Below are 15,492 nucleotides of genomic sequence, written 5' to 3'. Positions count from 1 at the left end.
GTCAGGGCCTTTCGTCGTGCATCCGCCGGCTCAGCTCACCGAGCCAGGCGGCGCGGTGAACGTATTGCATTGCGCCGCACGGTTTTTGTCCAGTCCGATCTCGAACCACTGGCCGCCGTGCTGCGAGCTGCCGTGATCGCGCATATCGCCCGGCTGGTCGCCGCGGGCGTGCGCGTCGCGACGTGCGACACCCAGCTGCGAGTTGGACAGCGAGCCGCCGCTCGACGACGAGGACAGGTACATGCCGTCGAAACAGTTGGCCTGCAGCTCGATTCGGCGCGACAGCTCCAGGCCGCGTTCGCTGCGGACGCCGACGTCGACCCGATCGCTGTTGGCCTTGCGCAGGATGCCCGCGACCGCCTGCACGTGATGGCCGTACTCGTGCGCGAACACCGAAAGGTAGACCACCCAGTTGTTCTGGAACAGATCGGTCTGCAACTGACTGATCGGCAGGTAGATGGTCTTGTTCGATGGGCAGTAGAAGGCGGCGAAATTACTGCTGGAGCCGGTGCACGGGGTGGTGATGCCCGCGGTGGACGCGCTGACGCTCAACACGGGCGTGGAGAACGGCAGATTCGCCTGCTGCAGCACCGGTTTCCACGCCGTCTCCAGGCATTGCGCCGCGGTCTCGAAGAACCGGCGCGCGGTGTCCACCTGGGTGCCCCACGGCGAATACGCGCACTTCGCCGGAAGCAGGGTGGCGTCCGGATCGGTGAGCAGCGGATTGGAACCCGTCGCAGAAGGGCCCGTCGCGCGGTCCGGCATCGGCCCGACACTCGGTGACGATCCCGACGAACCGAGCTTGCCGGTCGCCACCGCGTTGCGCACCAGCGCACCCGCCACCAGGAACACGACGACGAGCAGCAGCGCCACCCAGGCACCGCCGCGCTTGGATTTGCGCGGCTGCTCATGCCGCGGGCGGCCGGGCGGACCGTACGGAATCGGTGGCGGCTGCCGGTAGCCGGGCGGCGGGCCGGGCTGACCGTAGGCCGGATGCCCCGGCGGCACACCGTAACCCGGTGGGCCATAGCCGGGTGGTGGGCCGTACCCAGGCGGCGGCCGCTGTCCCTGCGGCGGTCCGTAGGGCGGACCGGGTGGATTCGGGCGCCCGCCGGGCGGAACCGGCCGGTGTCCGTACGGTGGTTGCGTCACGCCGCCGTACCCCCTCGTCTCTCCTAAGCCGATCGCGTACAGCATTGGTTCGCGGAGCTGTCTCGGACCCATCGCTCGCTCCGTGCTGCTGACGCAGAATAGCAAGCTGTCTAGAGTAGGCAGCCATGCTGACTTTTCGGGGTGGCGCCGCGGCAGCGCTGGTCCTCGCCACCGCGGGTCTGGTCGGGGCCGGACCGGTCGCCGATGCGCAGCCCGCCCCCTCCGGTGTCACCATCACCGCCGATCTGAAGCTCGACCGCAACGGCGTACTCGAGGTCGCCGAGAAGATCACGGTGCCGCCGGACGGCAACTTCCGCATGTCGGTGCCGCTGCGAGTGACCATGGGCGACAACATCGAACGGGTCTTCAAGGTCACCGATGTGGACACCAAGGGCGCGGGCACCGCGAATGTCGCCGCCGATCAGTTCACCATCGAGGCGATGCCGGGCGAGTCGAGCTTCACCTACTCGGTGCACAACACCGTCAGCGACGCGCCGGGCAGTCAGCTGTTCCACTACCTCGGGGTGCTCAACGCCGATATCGCGTCGATCAACGCGACCGTGATCAGCCCGAGTTATCAAGTGGCCATTGTGGATTGCAAGCTCGGCCCGGTCGGCAACGCCAGGCCTTGCGCGAATGTGCACACCGAGGTCGACGGGGTGCTGTACCTGGATCAGACCGATCTGCATCGCGGCGACGCCATCGACCTCACGCTCCAGCTGCCGCCGGGCACCGTGCCCGCCAACGCCGATATTCGCGATACCAGCGACAGCGGACCGTTCTCGATCACCGCGCCGGTGCTGGTCGCCTTCGGCGTGCTGCTGCTCGCGCTGGCCGGGCTGGTCGCCTTCGCGCTGTACGCGCGGCGCCAGAATGCCTCCGCTACAGCGGGATCCGAGACGATCGACCCGCTGCAGCGCGACGCGGACCGGGTGCAGTTCGCCTCACCCGACGGCATACTGCCCGGCGAGGCCGGGCTGCTGCTCGACGATCATGTCGATCCGGTAGACATCGCCGCGACGGTGATCGATCTGGCGGTGCGCCGCTACCTGTGGGTGTCGCCGATCAGCGATTCGGACTGGCGGATCAGCCGGGTCAACGAAATCGACGATCAGCTGCGCGATTACGAGAAGGCCGTCTACCGCGCGCTGCTGCCGGACGGCACCGACTCGGTGACGCTCACCGAACTCCGTGCGCCGGACCGGATTCCGGCCGAGCCGGTGCGCGCCGCGCTGCTCGCCGACGCCGTCACGCGCGGCACCATGATCAATCGGCGCAAGCCGGGACTGCTGATCTGGTTGGGCTGCACGTTGATCGCGGCCGGTGTCGGCGTGACCGCGGGCCTGGCGTTCACCTCAGGCCACGCGCTGGTCGGCGTCGCCATCGCGCTGGCGGGTGTGGCGACCGCGCTGCTCACCCGCTACCTGCCCGCCCGCACCGCGCTCGGCCGCGAACTCACCGGCGAGATCCGCGCGCTCCAGCGCGGCCTGGAAGCCGTTCAGCGCGAACAGATCCCACCCATGGACCAGGAACTCGTCTTCTCCAGGGCGCTCCCGTTCACCCTGCTCGGCGGCCGCGCCGACAACTGGATCCGCGTTTTCCGCGAGATGAACCCGTCCTCCGACAACCAGCCGGGCCTCTACTGGTTCGGCGGTTTCGACCGCGACCCCAACCTGCACCGCTTCGCCGCCCACTTCCCCTACTTCATCACCGCCCTGGAAAGCCTCTTCGCCAAGTAGCCCGCGCACCGAATAAGCCGCCGCGCACGAAATTCCGTCCCAAATCGTGCGCGGCGGTGAGCTCAGTGTGCGGCGGTATGGCGGTGGGGTCAGTCGAGGCCGAGGCGGCGGATGGCGGAGAGGGGGTCGGCGTAGATGTTGCTGAGGGAGGTTACGACGGCGGCGAACTCCTGGACCTTGCCGCCGAAGCCGCTGATGCGGATGTCGGTGGGCGGGAGGGCGGAGCCCTGGTTGAAGGCGCGGGCGACGTGGCCGACGGCGGGGCGGTAGCCGGTGAAGGCCTGACCGCCGAGGATGACGCGGTCCGGGTTCAGCATGTCGCGGACCATGGCCACGGTGTGGCCGAGGATGGTTGCCCGCTCGGCGAGCAGTTCGCGCGCACCCTCCGAGCCCGCTTCGGCGGCCCGGTACACGTCGGCGATGGTCGAGCCCGCGGTTCCGTTGTGCGCCGGGATAATTCCGCGCCCGACGGCCCGCGCGTGCAGCGAACGATCGCCGACGGTGACCTCCAAGCAGCCGCGCCTGCCGCAGGTGCATTCGACGTCGGAGCCGGTGGGTAGGTGGGCGATGGAGCCGGGGCCGTTGCTCGGGGTGTGCACGCGGCCATCCAATGTCACGGAGATACCGGCGGTTTCGCGCGCGTAGAAGTACAGGCTGCTACCGCGCTCGTGGCCCTGGTCGCGCGGTTCGCCGGTGGGCAGCAGCAGTTCGGAGGCGGCCATCGCCTCGACGTGCGGCGCCACCGAGACCGGTAACTCGAGCACATCGCCGAGCACCGTGCCGATCGGCGCGCCCTGCCAGCCGAGCTTCGGATGGTCGACGACGCCGGTGAGCGGGTCGACCCGGCCGCCGATCGCGATGCCCGCCCACAGCGGGGTGCGCCGATGCCAGCGCTGCAGGAACGCGCGGGCGCTGCGGGCGACGGTGGTCGTCGCGAATTCCTGGCCGGTCTGCGGCGTCGCGATGGCGAGGCCGCCGAGGATCCGGCCGCGCAGATCGGCGGCGACGATCTTGGTGACCGCCGCGCCGATGTGGATGCCGAGGGTCAGGTAGGCCTCGTGATCGATCTCGAAGGGCACCCGCGGGCGTCCGACCGCACCCGCGGCGGTCAGGTCGGGCCGCTCGCGCAGCAGCCCGGCGGCAAGCAGTGCGGAAACCTGGCGGTTGACCGTCGCGATGCTCAAACCCGTTGTGCGAGCGGCATTGTCGCGCGAGACCGGTCCGCCGGTCGCGGCACGGAGCACGGCCGCCGCCGGGTTGTCCGAGATACGCAGCTCCGGGGTGACGACGGGGCGCGCGACACGGGCGCGGCCGGTGGCCACCCTGGAAATGGGTCGTTCAAGGGTAGGGAGGGACATATTGTTTCCTTGCTGAAGTCCCGAGTCGACGGGACGTGCCTACGGTTCGGCGACTAGGCAGCAAACGAGCCGGAACGAAGGACTCAGCTGCGGCAGCAGGAACAACACAGAACCCGCGCGAGCGGGAGCCGCAGACCCAGCGCGGCGGTCACATAGGTGACCCGCGGGGCGGAGGAGCGGCTGTCGAACATAACAATGAAATTAACATCGAATCACGCGGCACACCAAGCTTCTGTGCGTCGCTGTGCGAACACCCACACTATTTGCCCAGTTCAGCGGGGTCGCGGTCACTCGACCCCCGGCATGCTTGCTCGCCTCGTCTTCGGTGAGCTACCTTCGCCCGTACAGCGAAACTCCGGGGGGATCGATGCACGCGTACGGCACCGAATCGAGCAGGCGGCGATGGCTCCGCCGCTGATCGTCGACCCCGAGGTCTTCTACAAGGCGGCCAAGACGCTGGTCACCCTCACCACCGAGATCAACACCGCGGTCACCGCCCTGCTTCCTGGCTTGCCCACCAATCCGGGCATGGGCGGCGACTTTCCCGGCGTCGCGAGCTGGAACACCGCCTGCCACAAGCTCGCCGGTGACGTGCGCAAGGCGGTGCTGGCCTATTCGGGCGCGCTCGCGCACTTCGCCGACATCCTCAACATCGCCGGGTACAACTGGGACGCGGCCGAGTACAACGCCAATATCGACCCGAACCGGGGTACGGCGCCGTCGATTCCGGCGCGCGGAGCGGCGACCGCGATGGCCGACAACGGCTTTCCCGCCATGGCCGACCCGAAGGGCGACAACGGCGCCGGGCTGGTGATGCGCGGCAACGGCAGCTCGGACACCTGGGAGGGCGCACCGAACGGCCGCGCACCGGCGCTCAGCACGGCAGCGACGGCTTGGCGCGCCTTCGCCGACAGCTCGGAACTGATGCTGGCGCCGTTCACGCTGAAGTCCGCGCACGACTCGTTCGCCGGGGTCCAGGCGCCCGAGGTACCCGATATCCAGGCGGCGATCAACGCGCTGAGCGGTGGCGTGCAAGGGATCAGAACCGGCGCGGACACTCTCGCCACCGAGATCCAGGATTACCACGACAAACTGCTCGACGCGCGAACAAACCTCTCGAACGCGGCGCCGGGCGCGTTCACGCGCCACCCGGGCGCGGTGACGACGTCGACCGACGACACCAGCGTCACCGTCACGGTGAACGCCGAACTCACCGGCGACGACACCCGTGACGCCTACACCGCGTTCACCACGGCCTACAACGGCACCGACCTGCGGTACTACCTCACCCAGGCCACCGATGCGAAAGGGTTCCGCGGCGTCATCTTCGGCCCAGGGGTGCTGGACAACGTGCCGCAGCTCGAGGCACTGCTAAGGCTGCCGTGGTTGGTAGCCAGCGGGAACCAAACGGACAACACAGCGCTCATCGGCGACCTGGCCACGATCTCGACCTGGCAGACACCACAGGCGAAACTGTCGGCGCTCGACCTCAGCCAGCTGGACAAATACGGCCCACTGGTCAAGTCATGGGCCATCATGGCGGTGAAGTACGGCAACGAGGCGGGCGTCGATCCCCGGCTCGTACTCACCATGGCACTGCAGGAAGGCGCGTCACTGCGCACCGGCTACCCGAAGGACGGCGTGAACCTCTGGGACGCTCTCACCAACCCCGCGACCTTCAAACCCAACCCGGATGGTCCGGCGGCCGGCGCACTGTACGACGAAGGCCGGATCATCTTGGATAAGGGCGGCATTTCCAAGCATTGGCCGTATGCTTTCAATTTCGACGGCCCCGGCAACTCGATCGGTCTGACGAACTTGAAGAAGGATCCGTTCAACGAGGTCGTGGCCGCCTACCCGGACAAGTTCTCCGGAAAGAAGTGGACCGACCTGGCCGGGAACGATGACCTGGCAATGCAGGTCACCGCGTGGAACCTGCGATTGATCAACGACAATGCGGCGATGGCCGCGCCAGACGCGTTCAAGGAGACTATGCCGCTAAATCAGTTCCTCGGCGCCGCATACAACGCGGGTGGAACCTTCGGACACGCACAGCAAGTTGTGGCGGGCGAATTGCCCTTCACGTCTGGACTGCCAGGACAGGCCAAGGGCTCCGACGAGCTCGGACACGGTCGGGCGTCGAACGAGCTCACCCTTGGGATCGCGAACGAGATCCTGGTCGGCAGTGGAGCATTCCGGTGAACGCTGTCGCGCCGACCGGATGGTTTCGGCGAGCGCTACCGTATCTCGCTGTCCCGCTGGGGCTTGTGGTGGTCGCGGTGGTGTTCATCGTCGGATCCAGGATCTACACGTACGGCTGGGACTTCTGGAAGCTGCATCACCCGACCGGGGCGCGGCAGGTCGCAGAGAAAACCACCGTCTCAGGATTCACCCGGACCGGGATCTACAACTCGAACGGAAACATCCCGGCCTCGAAGGCCATCTTCATCGGCCCCGCGCCCGCACCGGATCCGGTTGCGGTTGTCTCGATTCCCGGAATCCAGCTGCAGACTGTGGTTCCGCCGCAAGCCTCGCACCCGCCGAACGACACGATCGTGGCGCACGGTCGGACCATCGACCCGGAACCGTGCAACGCGTCGGTGTCCTTCATCCGGGATCCGCTAGCTGATCCGATTCCCAAAAGATTGAATCTGTCGCCTGAACAGATCGACGCGGTGCGCTCTGGAACTCAGATCCTGCTGGGCGTTTACGTCAGCGGCTGCGGTTGGTACTAACCGCTGTCATTTCTTGCAGAAGGGGATTGATCATGGTGAAGTACTGGATCGTCCCGGTCGGCAGCGGCGACACAGCAACGCGGGCGACCGCGCGGAATCTGTCGAACGAGCTCACCCTCGGGATCGCGAACGAGGTCCTGGTCGGCAGCGGAGCGTTCCGGTGAGCGCAGGCGCGCCGACTGGGTGGCTTCGGCGGTCGCTGCCGTATATCGCTGTCCCGCTGGGGCTTGTGGTGATCGCGACGGTAGTGATCCTCGGGATGAGGATCTACACCTACGGATGGGACTTCTGGCGGCTACACCACTCGACCGGAGCGCGGCAAGTCGCGGAGAAAACCACCGTTACGGGATTCACGCGGACCGCGATCTACGATGTGAACGGAAACGCCGCACCGGGCTCGCATGCCGTCTTCATCGGCCCCGCGCCCGCACCGGATCCGGTCGTGAACGTGTCGGTTCCCGGAATCCAGTTGAGGGCCGTGGATCCGCCGCAAGACGTACACCCGCCCAATCACATAATTGTCGCTCGGGGAAAGACCGTCGACCCGGAGCTGTGCAGCGCGGCAGTGTCGTTCACCCGGGATCCGTTGAAGGATCCAGACCCCGGGAGATTGAAGCTGTCTCCGGAACAGATCGACGCGGTGCGCTCTGGAACGCAGATCCTGCTGGAGGTTTACATCGGCGGATGCGGTTGGTACTAGTTCGTGCCGAACCTGCCGAGTGCCTTAACCGCGCTCGAAACCAGCGCACGCGCGAACCACTCAGGCCCCGCCCAGACGAGAGTTGCTGGGCGGGGCCTGATTTCGCGCGGGTGATGCGTGCTTACTTGCCCGCGGGGGCGAACGGGGCGTTGATCGTGGTGAAGTACTGGATCGCGGCGGCGATGGCGACCGGGGCGGTGATGAAGATCTGACCGGCGAGCACGCCGATCGCGCCGATGGCGGCGATACCGCCCAAGCAGCCGAGCACGGCCGCGGGCACGAAGGGGCCGAACAGGCCGACGATCGACGCGGCGGCCGCACCGGCGCCGACGATGCCGCCGAGCACGCAGCCGACGGCGCCGCCGCCGATGCCGCCGACCAGCGTGCCGACCGTCGCGCCCGCGCTGATCGTGCTGGTCAGGCGGCTCCAGGCCGCCTGCTCACGCTCGTACTCGGTCTTCCACGGCGCCTTGTCCTCGAACGGCAGCGCGACGGGCTTGTACACCGCGTGCGCGGTGTCGACCTGCGGGGTGAGCGTGGCGGTGCGGTCGGAAATCTGTGCGGCGATCGGGAATTCGAATTCGTCGACCCGGAACTTCAGCGGTGTCCCCGCGACCACCGTGCCGTTGGCGGCCTTGATCTTCAGTGCACCGTCCTCGACCACGAGCGATCCGGCGTCGGTGGTGATGATCGACTGGGTGTCGGTGGCCCTGGCGGTGAAATTGATGACGCCGTTGTCGGCCTCGGTCTGCGGCGCGGCGGTGGAGGTGCCCGCAGCGACCCCGGTCGCCATGGTCACCAGCGCCGCGACGACGGCGAGCTTCCTCATCTTCATGTACTGCGTTCCCTCATCTAGGTGGAGCCGTTAGATGAGCAAGCCTCCAGCAATCGATAGCGGATATCGATAGAAAAATGCAGGACGATTCCAATAGCGGCGAACCCTATTTCTTCGCCGCCGCCTCCTTGGCCGCCGCTTTCATCTGCTTCTTGAAAGCCCGTACCTCGAGCAGTGATTCACCGTCGACGATGTCGGCCGCGGACCGGCGCGACCCCTGCTCCGAATACGCGCCCGCCGCCTTCTCCCACCCCTTCGGCCGCACACCGAGCTGCTTGCCGAGCAGCGCGAGGAAGATTCGCGCCTTCTGGTCGCCGTATCCCGGCAACGCCTTCAGCCGCTTCAGTACCTCTTTGCCGTCCGGATCGCCCTCGGTCCAGATCGCCTCGGTCTTGCCGTCGTAGTGCTCGACCACGTACTGCGCCAGTTCTTGGGTGCGCCGCGCCATCGACCGGCCGTAGCGGTGAATCGCGGGCGGCGTCGAGCAGAGTTCCTCGAACGCCTCGGTATCCGCCCGCGCGATCTTGTCGATATCGAAGCCGTCCATCCGGTCGGCGATCTTCTTCGGCCCGCGGAAGGCGTGCTCGAGCGGGAATTGCTGGTCCAGCAACATGCCGGTCAACAATGCGAAAGGATCCTCCGAGAGGAGCTTGTCCGCCTCCGGTTCCTGTGCGAGACACAGTTTCACGCTCACCGTCGTTCCTTTCGCCGTCGCATCGATAGCCGGTGCCGGATATCCGGCCGCTCCGATCATCCCACTCGATACCGACGTGTGTTCACGGCCACTCGGATCGGCGAAATGACCGGATCGTGACCCATCTCACAGACCTGCCGAGCGTGGCGACTCGCCCGCGCGTAGGCTCTGCGCCATGCCTCAGACGACGACTTACGGGTTGCGTCCCGATCGCTTCGACCGTGCGGGCCAGGATCAGCTGGTCGACGTACGCGATCTACAGGCCGCGCTGCCCGGAATCCGGCGGCTGCGGACTTGGGCGCACGAGGCGCTCGCCCTACAACCCGGCGAGCGCGCGGTCGATATCGGGTCCGGCACCGGCACGGAGGCCATGGCCTTCGCCGACGCGGTCGGCCCGACCGGAACCGCCATCGGTGTCGAACCCGACCCGCACCTACTCCACTCCGCCGAACGCCGTGCCGCACAAGCCGATTCGCGCGCCGAATTCCGCTCCGGCGACGCCTACGGGCTGCCGTTCGGCGCCGACAGTTTCGACGCGGCGCTCTGCGAGCGGGTGTTCCAGCACCTGACCGCACCCGCCCGCGCCGCCGCCGAGATCGCCCGCGTGCTGCGGCCGGGTGGCCGGGTCGTGGTGATGGACAGCGACTGGGGCACGGCCATCGTGCATCCCGGCGACCGGCAGGTGGTGCGCGAGGTCATCGACACGCTGGTGTCGGCGACCACCAACCCGCTGTCCGGCCGCATGCTGCCCGGCCTGCTCACCAAGGCGGGTCTGGTGATCGATGAGGTCGGTTCGCACGCGCTGATCCAGGATCGCAGTGTCGGCGTCGGCTCGCTGGTCACCAAGATCTCGGCAATGGCGGTGGCGCGCGGCGCGATCACCGAGGCGCAGCGCGATCAGCTGATCGCCGATCTCGAGCAGGGCGCCGACAGCGGCGATATCCATCTGTCGGTGACGATGTTCGCCGTGCTCGCCCACAAGCCACACTGACCGAGGACGACGAACGGCGGGCGCCTCCTCGAGGGCCCGCCGTTGTCGTGCGTTCGGATTCGGCGCTACTTCGCGAGCAGCTTCTCGGTGGCGGCCAGCAGCACACAGGTGGCCAGGCCGTCCATCGCCTTCTCCAGCTCGGCCTCCTTCGGGAAGCTCGGCGCGAGGCGAATGTTCTTGTCCTCCACGTCCTTCATGTACGGGAAGGTCGAACCGGCCGGGGTGAGCGCGATGCCCGCGTCCTTGGCCAGCTCGATCACGCGCTTGGCCGTGCCCTCGAGCACGTCGAGGCTGATGAAGTAGCCGCCCTTGGGTTCGGTCCAGGACGCCACCTTCGATGCGCCGAGGCGGTCCTCCAGAATGCGCAGCACCAGCGCGAATTTGGGCTCGAGGATGGCGCGATGCTTCTGCATGTGCGCGCGCACGCCCTCAGCGTTGCCGAAGAACCGCACGTGCCGCAGCTGGTTGATCTTGTCGGGGCCGATGGTTTTACGGCCCGCGTGCTTCAGGTACCAGTCCAGGTTCGCCGTCGATCCGCCGAGGAAGGCGACGCCCGCGCCGGCGAAGGTGATCTTCGAGGTGGACGCGAAGACCAACGGCCGGTTCGGGTTTCCGGCCGCGGCGGCCAGGCCGAGCACGTCGATCACCGGGGTCGCGGTATCGGTCAGCGGATGCACCGCGTACGCGTTGTCCCAGAACAACCGGAAGTCCTGCGCCGCGGCGGGCATCGAAACCAGTTCGCGGACAACCTCTTCGGAGAAGTTGATGCCGGTCGGGTTGGAGTAGGCGGGCACCGCCCAGATGCCCTTGACGGCCGGATCTGCCGCGACGAGCTCCGCGATGGCGTGCACATCCGGGCCGTCGTGGCGCATCGGGATCGGGATCATCTCGAAGCCGAGCGCCTCGGTGATCGTGTAGTGCCGGTCGTATCCCGGGCTCGGACACAGCCACTTGACCGGTTGATCGGCCCAGCGGCGCTCGGAATCCGGGGTACCGAACAGCGTGGCGAACATGATCGTGTCGTGCATGATCTCGAGGCTCGAGTTGTTGCCCGCGAGCAGGTTGCTCGCCGGAATGCCGAGCAGCTCACCGAAGATCGCGCGCAGCTCCGGAAGTCCTTGCAGGCCACCGTAGTTGCGTAGGTCGGTGCCCGCGTTGTCGCGGAAGTCACCGTCGCCGGGCAGCGCGAGCAGTGCCGCGGACAGATCGAGTTGTTCCGGCGAGGGTTTACCCCTGGTCAGATCCAGCGTGAGCTTCTCGGTCTTGAGCGTCGCGTAATTCGCGGACTGGGTCTCGTGTTCGGACACGAGTTCCTCATGGCTCATCAAACCGATCTGCGTTTGCCGGGGCATCCTGAGCAGCCTTTCGAAGCAGCGAAGTTGCGGGGGTGTCCGGGCCGACTGTGGGCCGGACCTGCGTCCGTGGCGACGAGTCGCCGGACCGCTGCTCACGTTACCCGGGTGTTGCCTCCGAGTGGGGGCAATAAATTTAGGGGACCCAGCGCACCCGGCAGAGCCCGTTGACCCTTGCTGCCTTCCGGCCCTGGGGGAGTTCACAGGATGCGCGCCGCGCTGGATCCGTCGGCCAGTGTAGCCGCAACCCGGCGATCCACCGCAAACGGGTGCTCCCGACGCCGATTGACAGGGGCATTTGGTGACCACCGGTGGTGTACCGGTATGCTGCTTCACGGAGGATTCGCCTAGTGGCCTATGGCGCTCGCCTGGAACGCGGGTTGGGTTAACGCCCTCAGGGGTTCAAATCCCCTATCCTCCGCCACGGCAAACGCCCCTGATCAACCAATTACGGCTGGTCAGGGGCGTTTTTCGTCTACGCTGCCTCTCGCTGGCTACCGATCAGCACTGTCGACCAAAGGGCTTGTTGGAGACCGCATTTGGAGCAACGTACACCGTTTCCGCAGGTAGAAGGCATGTTGACCGCGTCAACAAGTCTCGGGATAGGGGATCATCTCCCCTATGGGGCCGTTGACGTCTGCCGACTCGGATCGTTGACCACGCCAACACGTGGACATAGCATTGCGTGGTCCTGTCGCCGACAGGACCATGAGTCGAAATGATCTGAATTGCAGCGAGCTGACTGAGCGCAGCGTTCGTCTGCGGAGATCAAGGGATACAACCCGTAGTCCTCCACGAAAATAGCAGGTCAGGGGCGACTTTCAAGCCGCCTCTGACCTGTTCCATGTGTGGACGTGGATCGCGGATTCGAAGTCAACCGCGACGGTGGATTACCCGCATCGCACCGACCATCCGTCTCGACCCGAAGTGCGCGGCACTGCCACCTTTTCGGGGCTGATCGGGCGCGGGACAAAGCCACCATGGCGGCGGGAGTCCCGCGACAGTGCGTGGTTCGGCTTGCCATGCTGGAGCGGTGACACAGACAGCGGTTTTCCGGGGCGACTTCGAAGCGCATCTCACCGTCCGCGCGGATACGGATCGGCTGCTCGCCTTGGAAGCCTACGCCGCCGAGCGGGAGCTGAAATTCGCCCACATCGTGCTCGCCCGCGGCCGAGTGCCGCAGCAGCCTATGGTGACCGTGCGCCGGTCAGGAACATTGGCAGGAGTGCGTACCGAGGTGGCCGAAATCGCCGCCCGACTGGATGCCGACGGATTCCCGGTGCTGCGAACCAAGATCGAGGCGACCCCCTGGGCCGAGGGTGTGCCGAGCACTGACGAGCAAGCCGCAGTGCTGGGTGCGCACTTCTATTTCGAGCATCACGTAAAACTGTTGCTGGCTCCCGATTCCGGCACGACGGCGATCGAAGCGGCGGCGCGAGCGCATGCAGCGCACCTGTCCGCTAACACGCGGCGCGTCCGGCCGGACAGCCGTCTCGAACGGTTCGTCACCCAACGTTGTCGCGGTGTCGGCGACCTGACCGCCACCGTCCGTCTGCGCGCCTTGCTGGCAGACTTGACAGGACTGGATATCGCCTCGATCGAAAGAGAGTTTGTGGTGTACGACAGCAACGAATCTGTCGACGCGGGCTGGATCGATGAGCAACTGCTGTGACCACTACTCTCCGCGCAGCTTTCTTTCGTCGTGCCCAGCAAGGCATGACGCGATGACGGAGCCACACTGGGACCGGCTGACCTCGGAGACCATCGAGCACTGGTCCGCCGAGCAGCGCGAAGCCGTCGACCATGTGCTCGCGGCTATCGCCGACTCCGAGTGGGCGAAATGCCTGGTGCTGCGCGGCAGCGCTCTGTTGAAAGCCTGGTTCGGCGAGAAGGCCCGTGACCCGAAGGACCTGGATTTCATTGTCGGGCCTTGGGCGCGACGGCGTTTCGACGACGAATTCGAGCATATGGCTCGCGACATCGCGGAGGGCGCGGCCGCTCGGTCCACCACGCAGGTCCAGATCTCGCCGATGCCGATGGATTACGGTGCCGTCGAGCACATTTGGACCTACGGCGGTACACCGGGACGGCGACTATTGCTGTCGTGGGAGTGCCCGGCCCGCAGCACACGCGGACATGTCCAACTCGACTTCGCGACGGATGAGGAGTTGGCCGAGCAGCCACAGTGCACCGAGATCCCCCGCTTCGGTACCACCGGCCAGGCGTCCACCTTGCTGACCGCCACGCGGAGCCTGTCACTGGCGTGGAAATTATTGTGGCTGGCCAGCGATACGATCGCGGACTTGCCGCAGGGCAAAGATCTTTACGACGCAGTGCTGCTGGCCGAGCACTGTGACCTACCGCCAGCCGTGCTGCACGCGGTACTCAGCGTCAACGATTTCTGGTACCCCGGCTCCAATACCCGTTTGGATCTGCTGCTCGACATGGCGCAGCAGGTCGACTGGCAGACCTTTGCCACCGACTACCCCTTACTCGAGGACGCTCACGAGGAATTCGCGTGGCGTCTGGTGGTCGCGGTCGCACCTACGTTTCCGGACGGCCTCGACGACCTGCATAGGCGGTTGGTCGATGACCAAGCAGAATGGGTGCAGCACCTGCGTGACCGCTATCGCGACGATCCGCTAGGCGGCGCGGAGGAAGAATTCGCCTATCACGCCACCTGGGTTCTGGAGCAGCTCATCATCGTCCATGGATTGCTGGGCCCGACCGTCTCTCTGCGCGAGGCTGCCGACGTCGTGGCGGCCATGCAGCGGCGCCGAGCACCCGACGAACTGTTCGGGCGCCGGGGATTCACCGACCCGCACCGCATGGCCGCGGATCTCACTACCGCAACATGATTCGCCGCGATCGCGACGACCCCTACGCTGTTCTGGAATCTTCCCAGCCCATTCGCAGAACGCTTCTCAAGGGGCGAACCCAGACGAACCCGACTCCCTCATTCGCTTGAAGCGCCCAAGGTGCCGCAGGGATCGTTGAAACCTGCTGCGCGGCGGCCCACGCATCAATCTGCTCATCGGAAGCGGCTGCCGTCGCGTTCCGGCTTCAAGCCGTCACTCGGTCGAAGATCGCGTGGACCATTTCCACGACAGCAGTAGCTTCATTGCTGGTCATCGGCAAGCACAGACCAGACGGTCTAGACAGACGGATTCGCACTGTCGAACGTTGGGCTCGGATTCGGCCTGACGCGAACACTAGGGTCAGTTGCCACCGCGACCGACGCGAGCGAGCCCAATTGACCAGTCTCCTTATACACCACCGAAACCCCGCCAACGATTATGAAATCCGCATCCCCCATCGACCAGGTACTCGCGCGCACCGACATTGAAAACATAGAATTCGTCGTTCTCGACTATATTCCGATCATCCAAGCAAAATGTACCATGGGTCCAATTCAACCCAAGCTTGGCACGGACCAATTCGCGAGCGGCTTCGTACGTAATCACCATAATTCACCCGATCATCCGATCGTCACGGTTACTCATCGAATTTCTCAACCTTTGCCTTCGGTGGATGATTAATTCCATCTCAGTCGTCGAATTCGATAAGATCATCGACAGCTCTTCGAAGCCAATCGTAGAAATTCTTATACGACTCACGAGCCTCCCAGCCGGGCTCGGCGAAGTCATGAACGATTACAACACCCCAGGCGTCTCCTTCCCAGCAAGCGACGTCGTCGTTGTCTTGCCGTGCCGCGAATGGAATGAGCGTTCTGCCGGGATACCTTTCCCCGATACCAATGTGTCGCATTCGCAGCAGGTCGCCTTGCAAGATCTGCCAAGGCTCAATATCTAGAAGACCTAAATCTACGATACGTAGGAATTCGTGCGGATATGCGAACTTCGATGGAAGCTCATTAGTATTCAGTAGCTCGATCACTGTTAGTTCCTGACGATCCTGCTATTGGTGATCCAGGGC

General features: G+C 65.7%; 14 protein-coding genes, 1 tRNA gene and 1 other RNA gene. 9 read left to right on the top strand and 7 right to left on the bottom strand.

Features of this window, described 5'->3' with window-relative positions:
- Positions 1–30: 30 nt before the first annotated feature.
- Positions 31–1,152, bottom strand: coding sequence for a neutral zinc metallopeptidase (locus ACIG5A_RS14560; RefSeq protein ID WP_397240710.1), 1,122 nt, complete (start codon positions 1,150–1,152; stop codon positions 31–33).
- A gap of 125 nt (positions 1,153–1,277) precedes the next feature.
- Here ACIG5A_RS14560 and ACIG5A_RS14555 point away from each other — a divergent pair, with 125 nt between their 5' ends.
- Positions 1,278–2,891: a DUF2207 family protein gene (locus ACIG5A_RS14555; protein WP_397240709.1), complete on the top strand. Its 1,614-nt coding sequence runs from the start codon at positions 1,278–1,280 to the stop codon at positions 2,889–2,891.
- Between the two features lie 89 nt (positions 2,892–2,980).
- On the opposite strand, the gene ACIG5A_RS14550 is transcribed toward ACIG5A_RS14555, so the two are convergent.
- Positions 2,981–4,249, bottom strand: coding sequence for an ROK family protein (locus ACIG5A_RS14550; protein WP_397240708.1), 1,269 nt, complete (start codon positions 4,247–4,249; stop codon positions 2,981–2,983).
- A 402-nt stretch (positions 4,250–4,651) separates the two neighbouring features.
- On the opposite strand from ACIG5A_RS14550, the gene ACIG5A_RS14545 reads away from it, so the two are divergent.
- From ACIG5A_RS14545 to ACIG5A_RS14530, 4 genes are all read left to right on the top strand, one after another.
- On the top strand, positions 4,652–6,451 hold the full coding sequence (locus tag ACIG5A_RS14545) for a hypothetical protein (RefSeq protein WP_397240707.1): 1,800 nt from the start codon (positions 4,652–4,654) through the stop codon (positions 6,449–6,451).
- Between the two features lie 77 nt (positions 6,452–6,528).
- Positions 6,529–6,984, top strand: a complete 456-nt coding sequence (locus ACIG5A_RS14540) for a hypothetical protein (protein ID WP_397240706.1) — start codon at positions 6,529–6,531, stop codon at positions 6,982–6,984.
- 32 nt (positions 6,985–7,016) lie between these two features.
- A complete protein-coding gene (locus tag ACIG5A_RS14535; protein ID WP_397240705.1) occupies positions 7,017–7,148 on the top strand; it encodes a hypothetical protein in 132 nt (43 codons plus the stop codon).
- Positions 7,145–7,684, top strand: a complete 540-nt coding sequence (locus ACIG5A_RS14530) for a hypothetical protein (protein WP_397240704.1) — start codon at positions 7,145–7,147, stop codon at positions 7,682–7,684. The genes ACIG5A_RS14535 and ACIG5A_RS14530 overlap by 4 nt, the downstream gene beginning before the upstream one ends.
- A 121-nt stretch (positions 7,685–7,805) precedes the next feature.
- Here ACIG5A_RS14530 and ACIG5A_RS14525 read toward each other — a convergent pair whose 3' ends face one another.
- Complete coding sequence (locus ACIG5A_RS14525; protein WP_397240703.1) at positions 7,806–8,519, bottom strand: hypothetical protein; 714 nt, start codon at positions 8,517–8,519, stop codon at positions 7,806–7,808.
- Between the two features lie 106 nt (positions 8,520–8,625).
- On the bottom strand, positions 8,626–9,213 hold the full coding sequence (locus ACIG5A_RS14520) for an HhH-GPD-type base excision DNA repair protein (RefSeq protein WP_397240702.1): 588 nt from the start codon (positions 9,211–9,213) through the stop codon (positions 8,626–8,628).
- A 175-nt stretch (positions 9,214–9,388) separates the two neighbouring features.
- Between ACIG5A_RS14520 and ACIG5A_RS14515 the strand changes: the two genes are divergently transcribed.
- Entirely contained in the window at positions 9,389–10,204 is an 816-nt protein-coding gene (locus ACIG5A_RS14515) for a methyltransferase domain-containing protein (RefSeq protein ID WP_397240701.1), read from the top strand.
- 65 nt (positions 10,205–10,269) lie between these two features.
- On the opposite strand, the gene ACIG5A_RS14510 is transcribed toward ACIG5A_RS14515, so the two are convergent.
- A complete protein-coding gene (locus ACIG5A_RS14510) occupies positions 10,270–11,556 on the bottom strand; it encodes an aminotransferase class I/II-fold pyridoxal phosphate-dependent enzyme (RefSeq protein WP_397240700.1) in 1,287 nt (428 codons plus the stop codon).
- Positions 11,557–11,691: 135 nt separating this feature from the next.
- Positions 11,692–11,786: signal recognition particle sRNA small type (ffs, locus tag ACIG5A_RS14505), an RNA gene on the bottom strand.
- Positions 11,787–11,892: 106 nt separating this feature from the next.
- On the opposite strand from ffs, the gene ACIG5A_RS14500 reads away from it, so the two are divergent.
- The 3 genes from ACIG5A_RS14500 to ACIG5A_RS14490 all read left to right on the top strand — a co-directional run bounded on the left by ACIG5A_RS14500 (position 11,893) and on the right by ACIG5A_RS14490 (position 14,414).
- A tRNA-Ser gene (locus ACIG5A_RS14500) sits at positions 11,893–11,980 on the top strand.
- 609 nt (positions 11,981–12,589) lie between these two features.
- The gene (locus ACIG5A_RS14495) at positions 12,590–13,228 is read left to right on the top strand and encodes a hypothetical protein (protein ID WP_397240699.1); all 639 of its coding nucleotides are present in this window, start codon (positions 12,590–12,592) and stop codon (positions 13,226–13,228) included.
- Between the two features lie 133 nt (positions 13,229–13,361).
- Positions 13,362–14,414: a nucleotidyl transferase AbiEii/AbiGii toxin family protein gene (locus ACIG5A_RS14490; RefSeq protein ID WP_397240698.1), complete on the top strand. Its 1,053-nt coding sequence runs from the start codon at positions 13,362–13,364 to the stop codon at positions 14,412–14,414.
- Between the two features lie 688 nt (positions 14,415–15,102).
- Here the strand turns inward: ACIG5A_RS14490 and ACIG5A_RS14485 are convergent.
- Positions 15,103–15,453, bottom strand: coding sequence for a hypothetical protein (locus tag ACIG5A_RS14485; protein ID WP_397240697.1), 351 nt, complete (start codon positions 15,451–15,453; stop codon positions 15,103–15,105).
- Positions 15,454–15,492: the final 39 nt, after the last annotated feature.

This window comes from Nocardia sp. NPDC052566 (assembly GCF_044547285.1).
Taxonomy (GTDB): Bacteria; Actinomycetota; Actinomycetes; order Mycobacteriales; family Mycobacteriaceae; genus Nocardia.
This window is presented reverse-complemented; position numbering and strand designations above follow the sequence as displayed.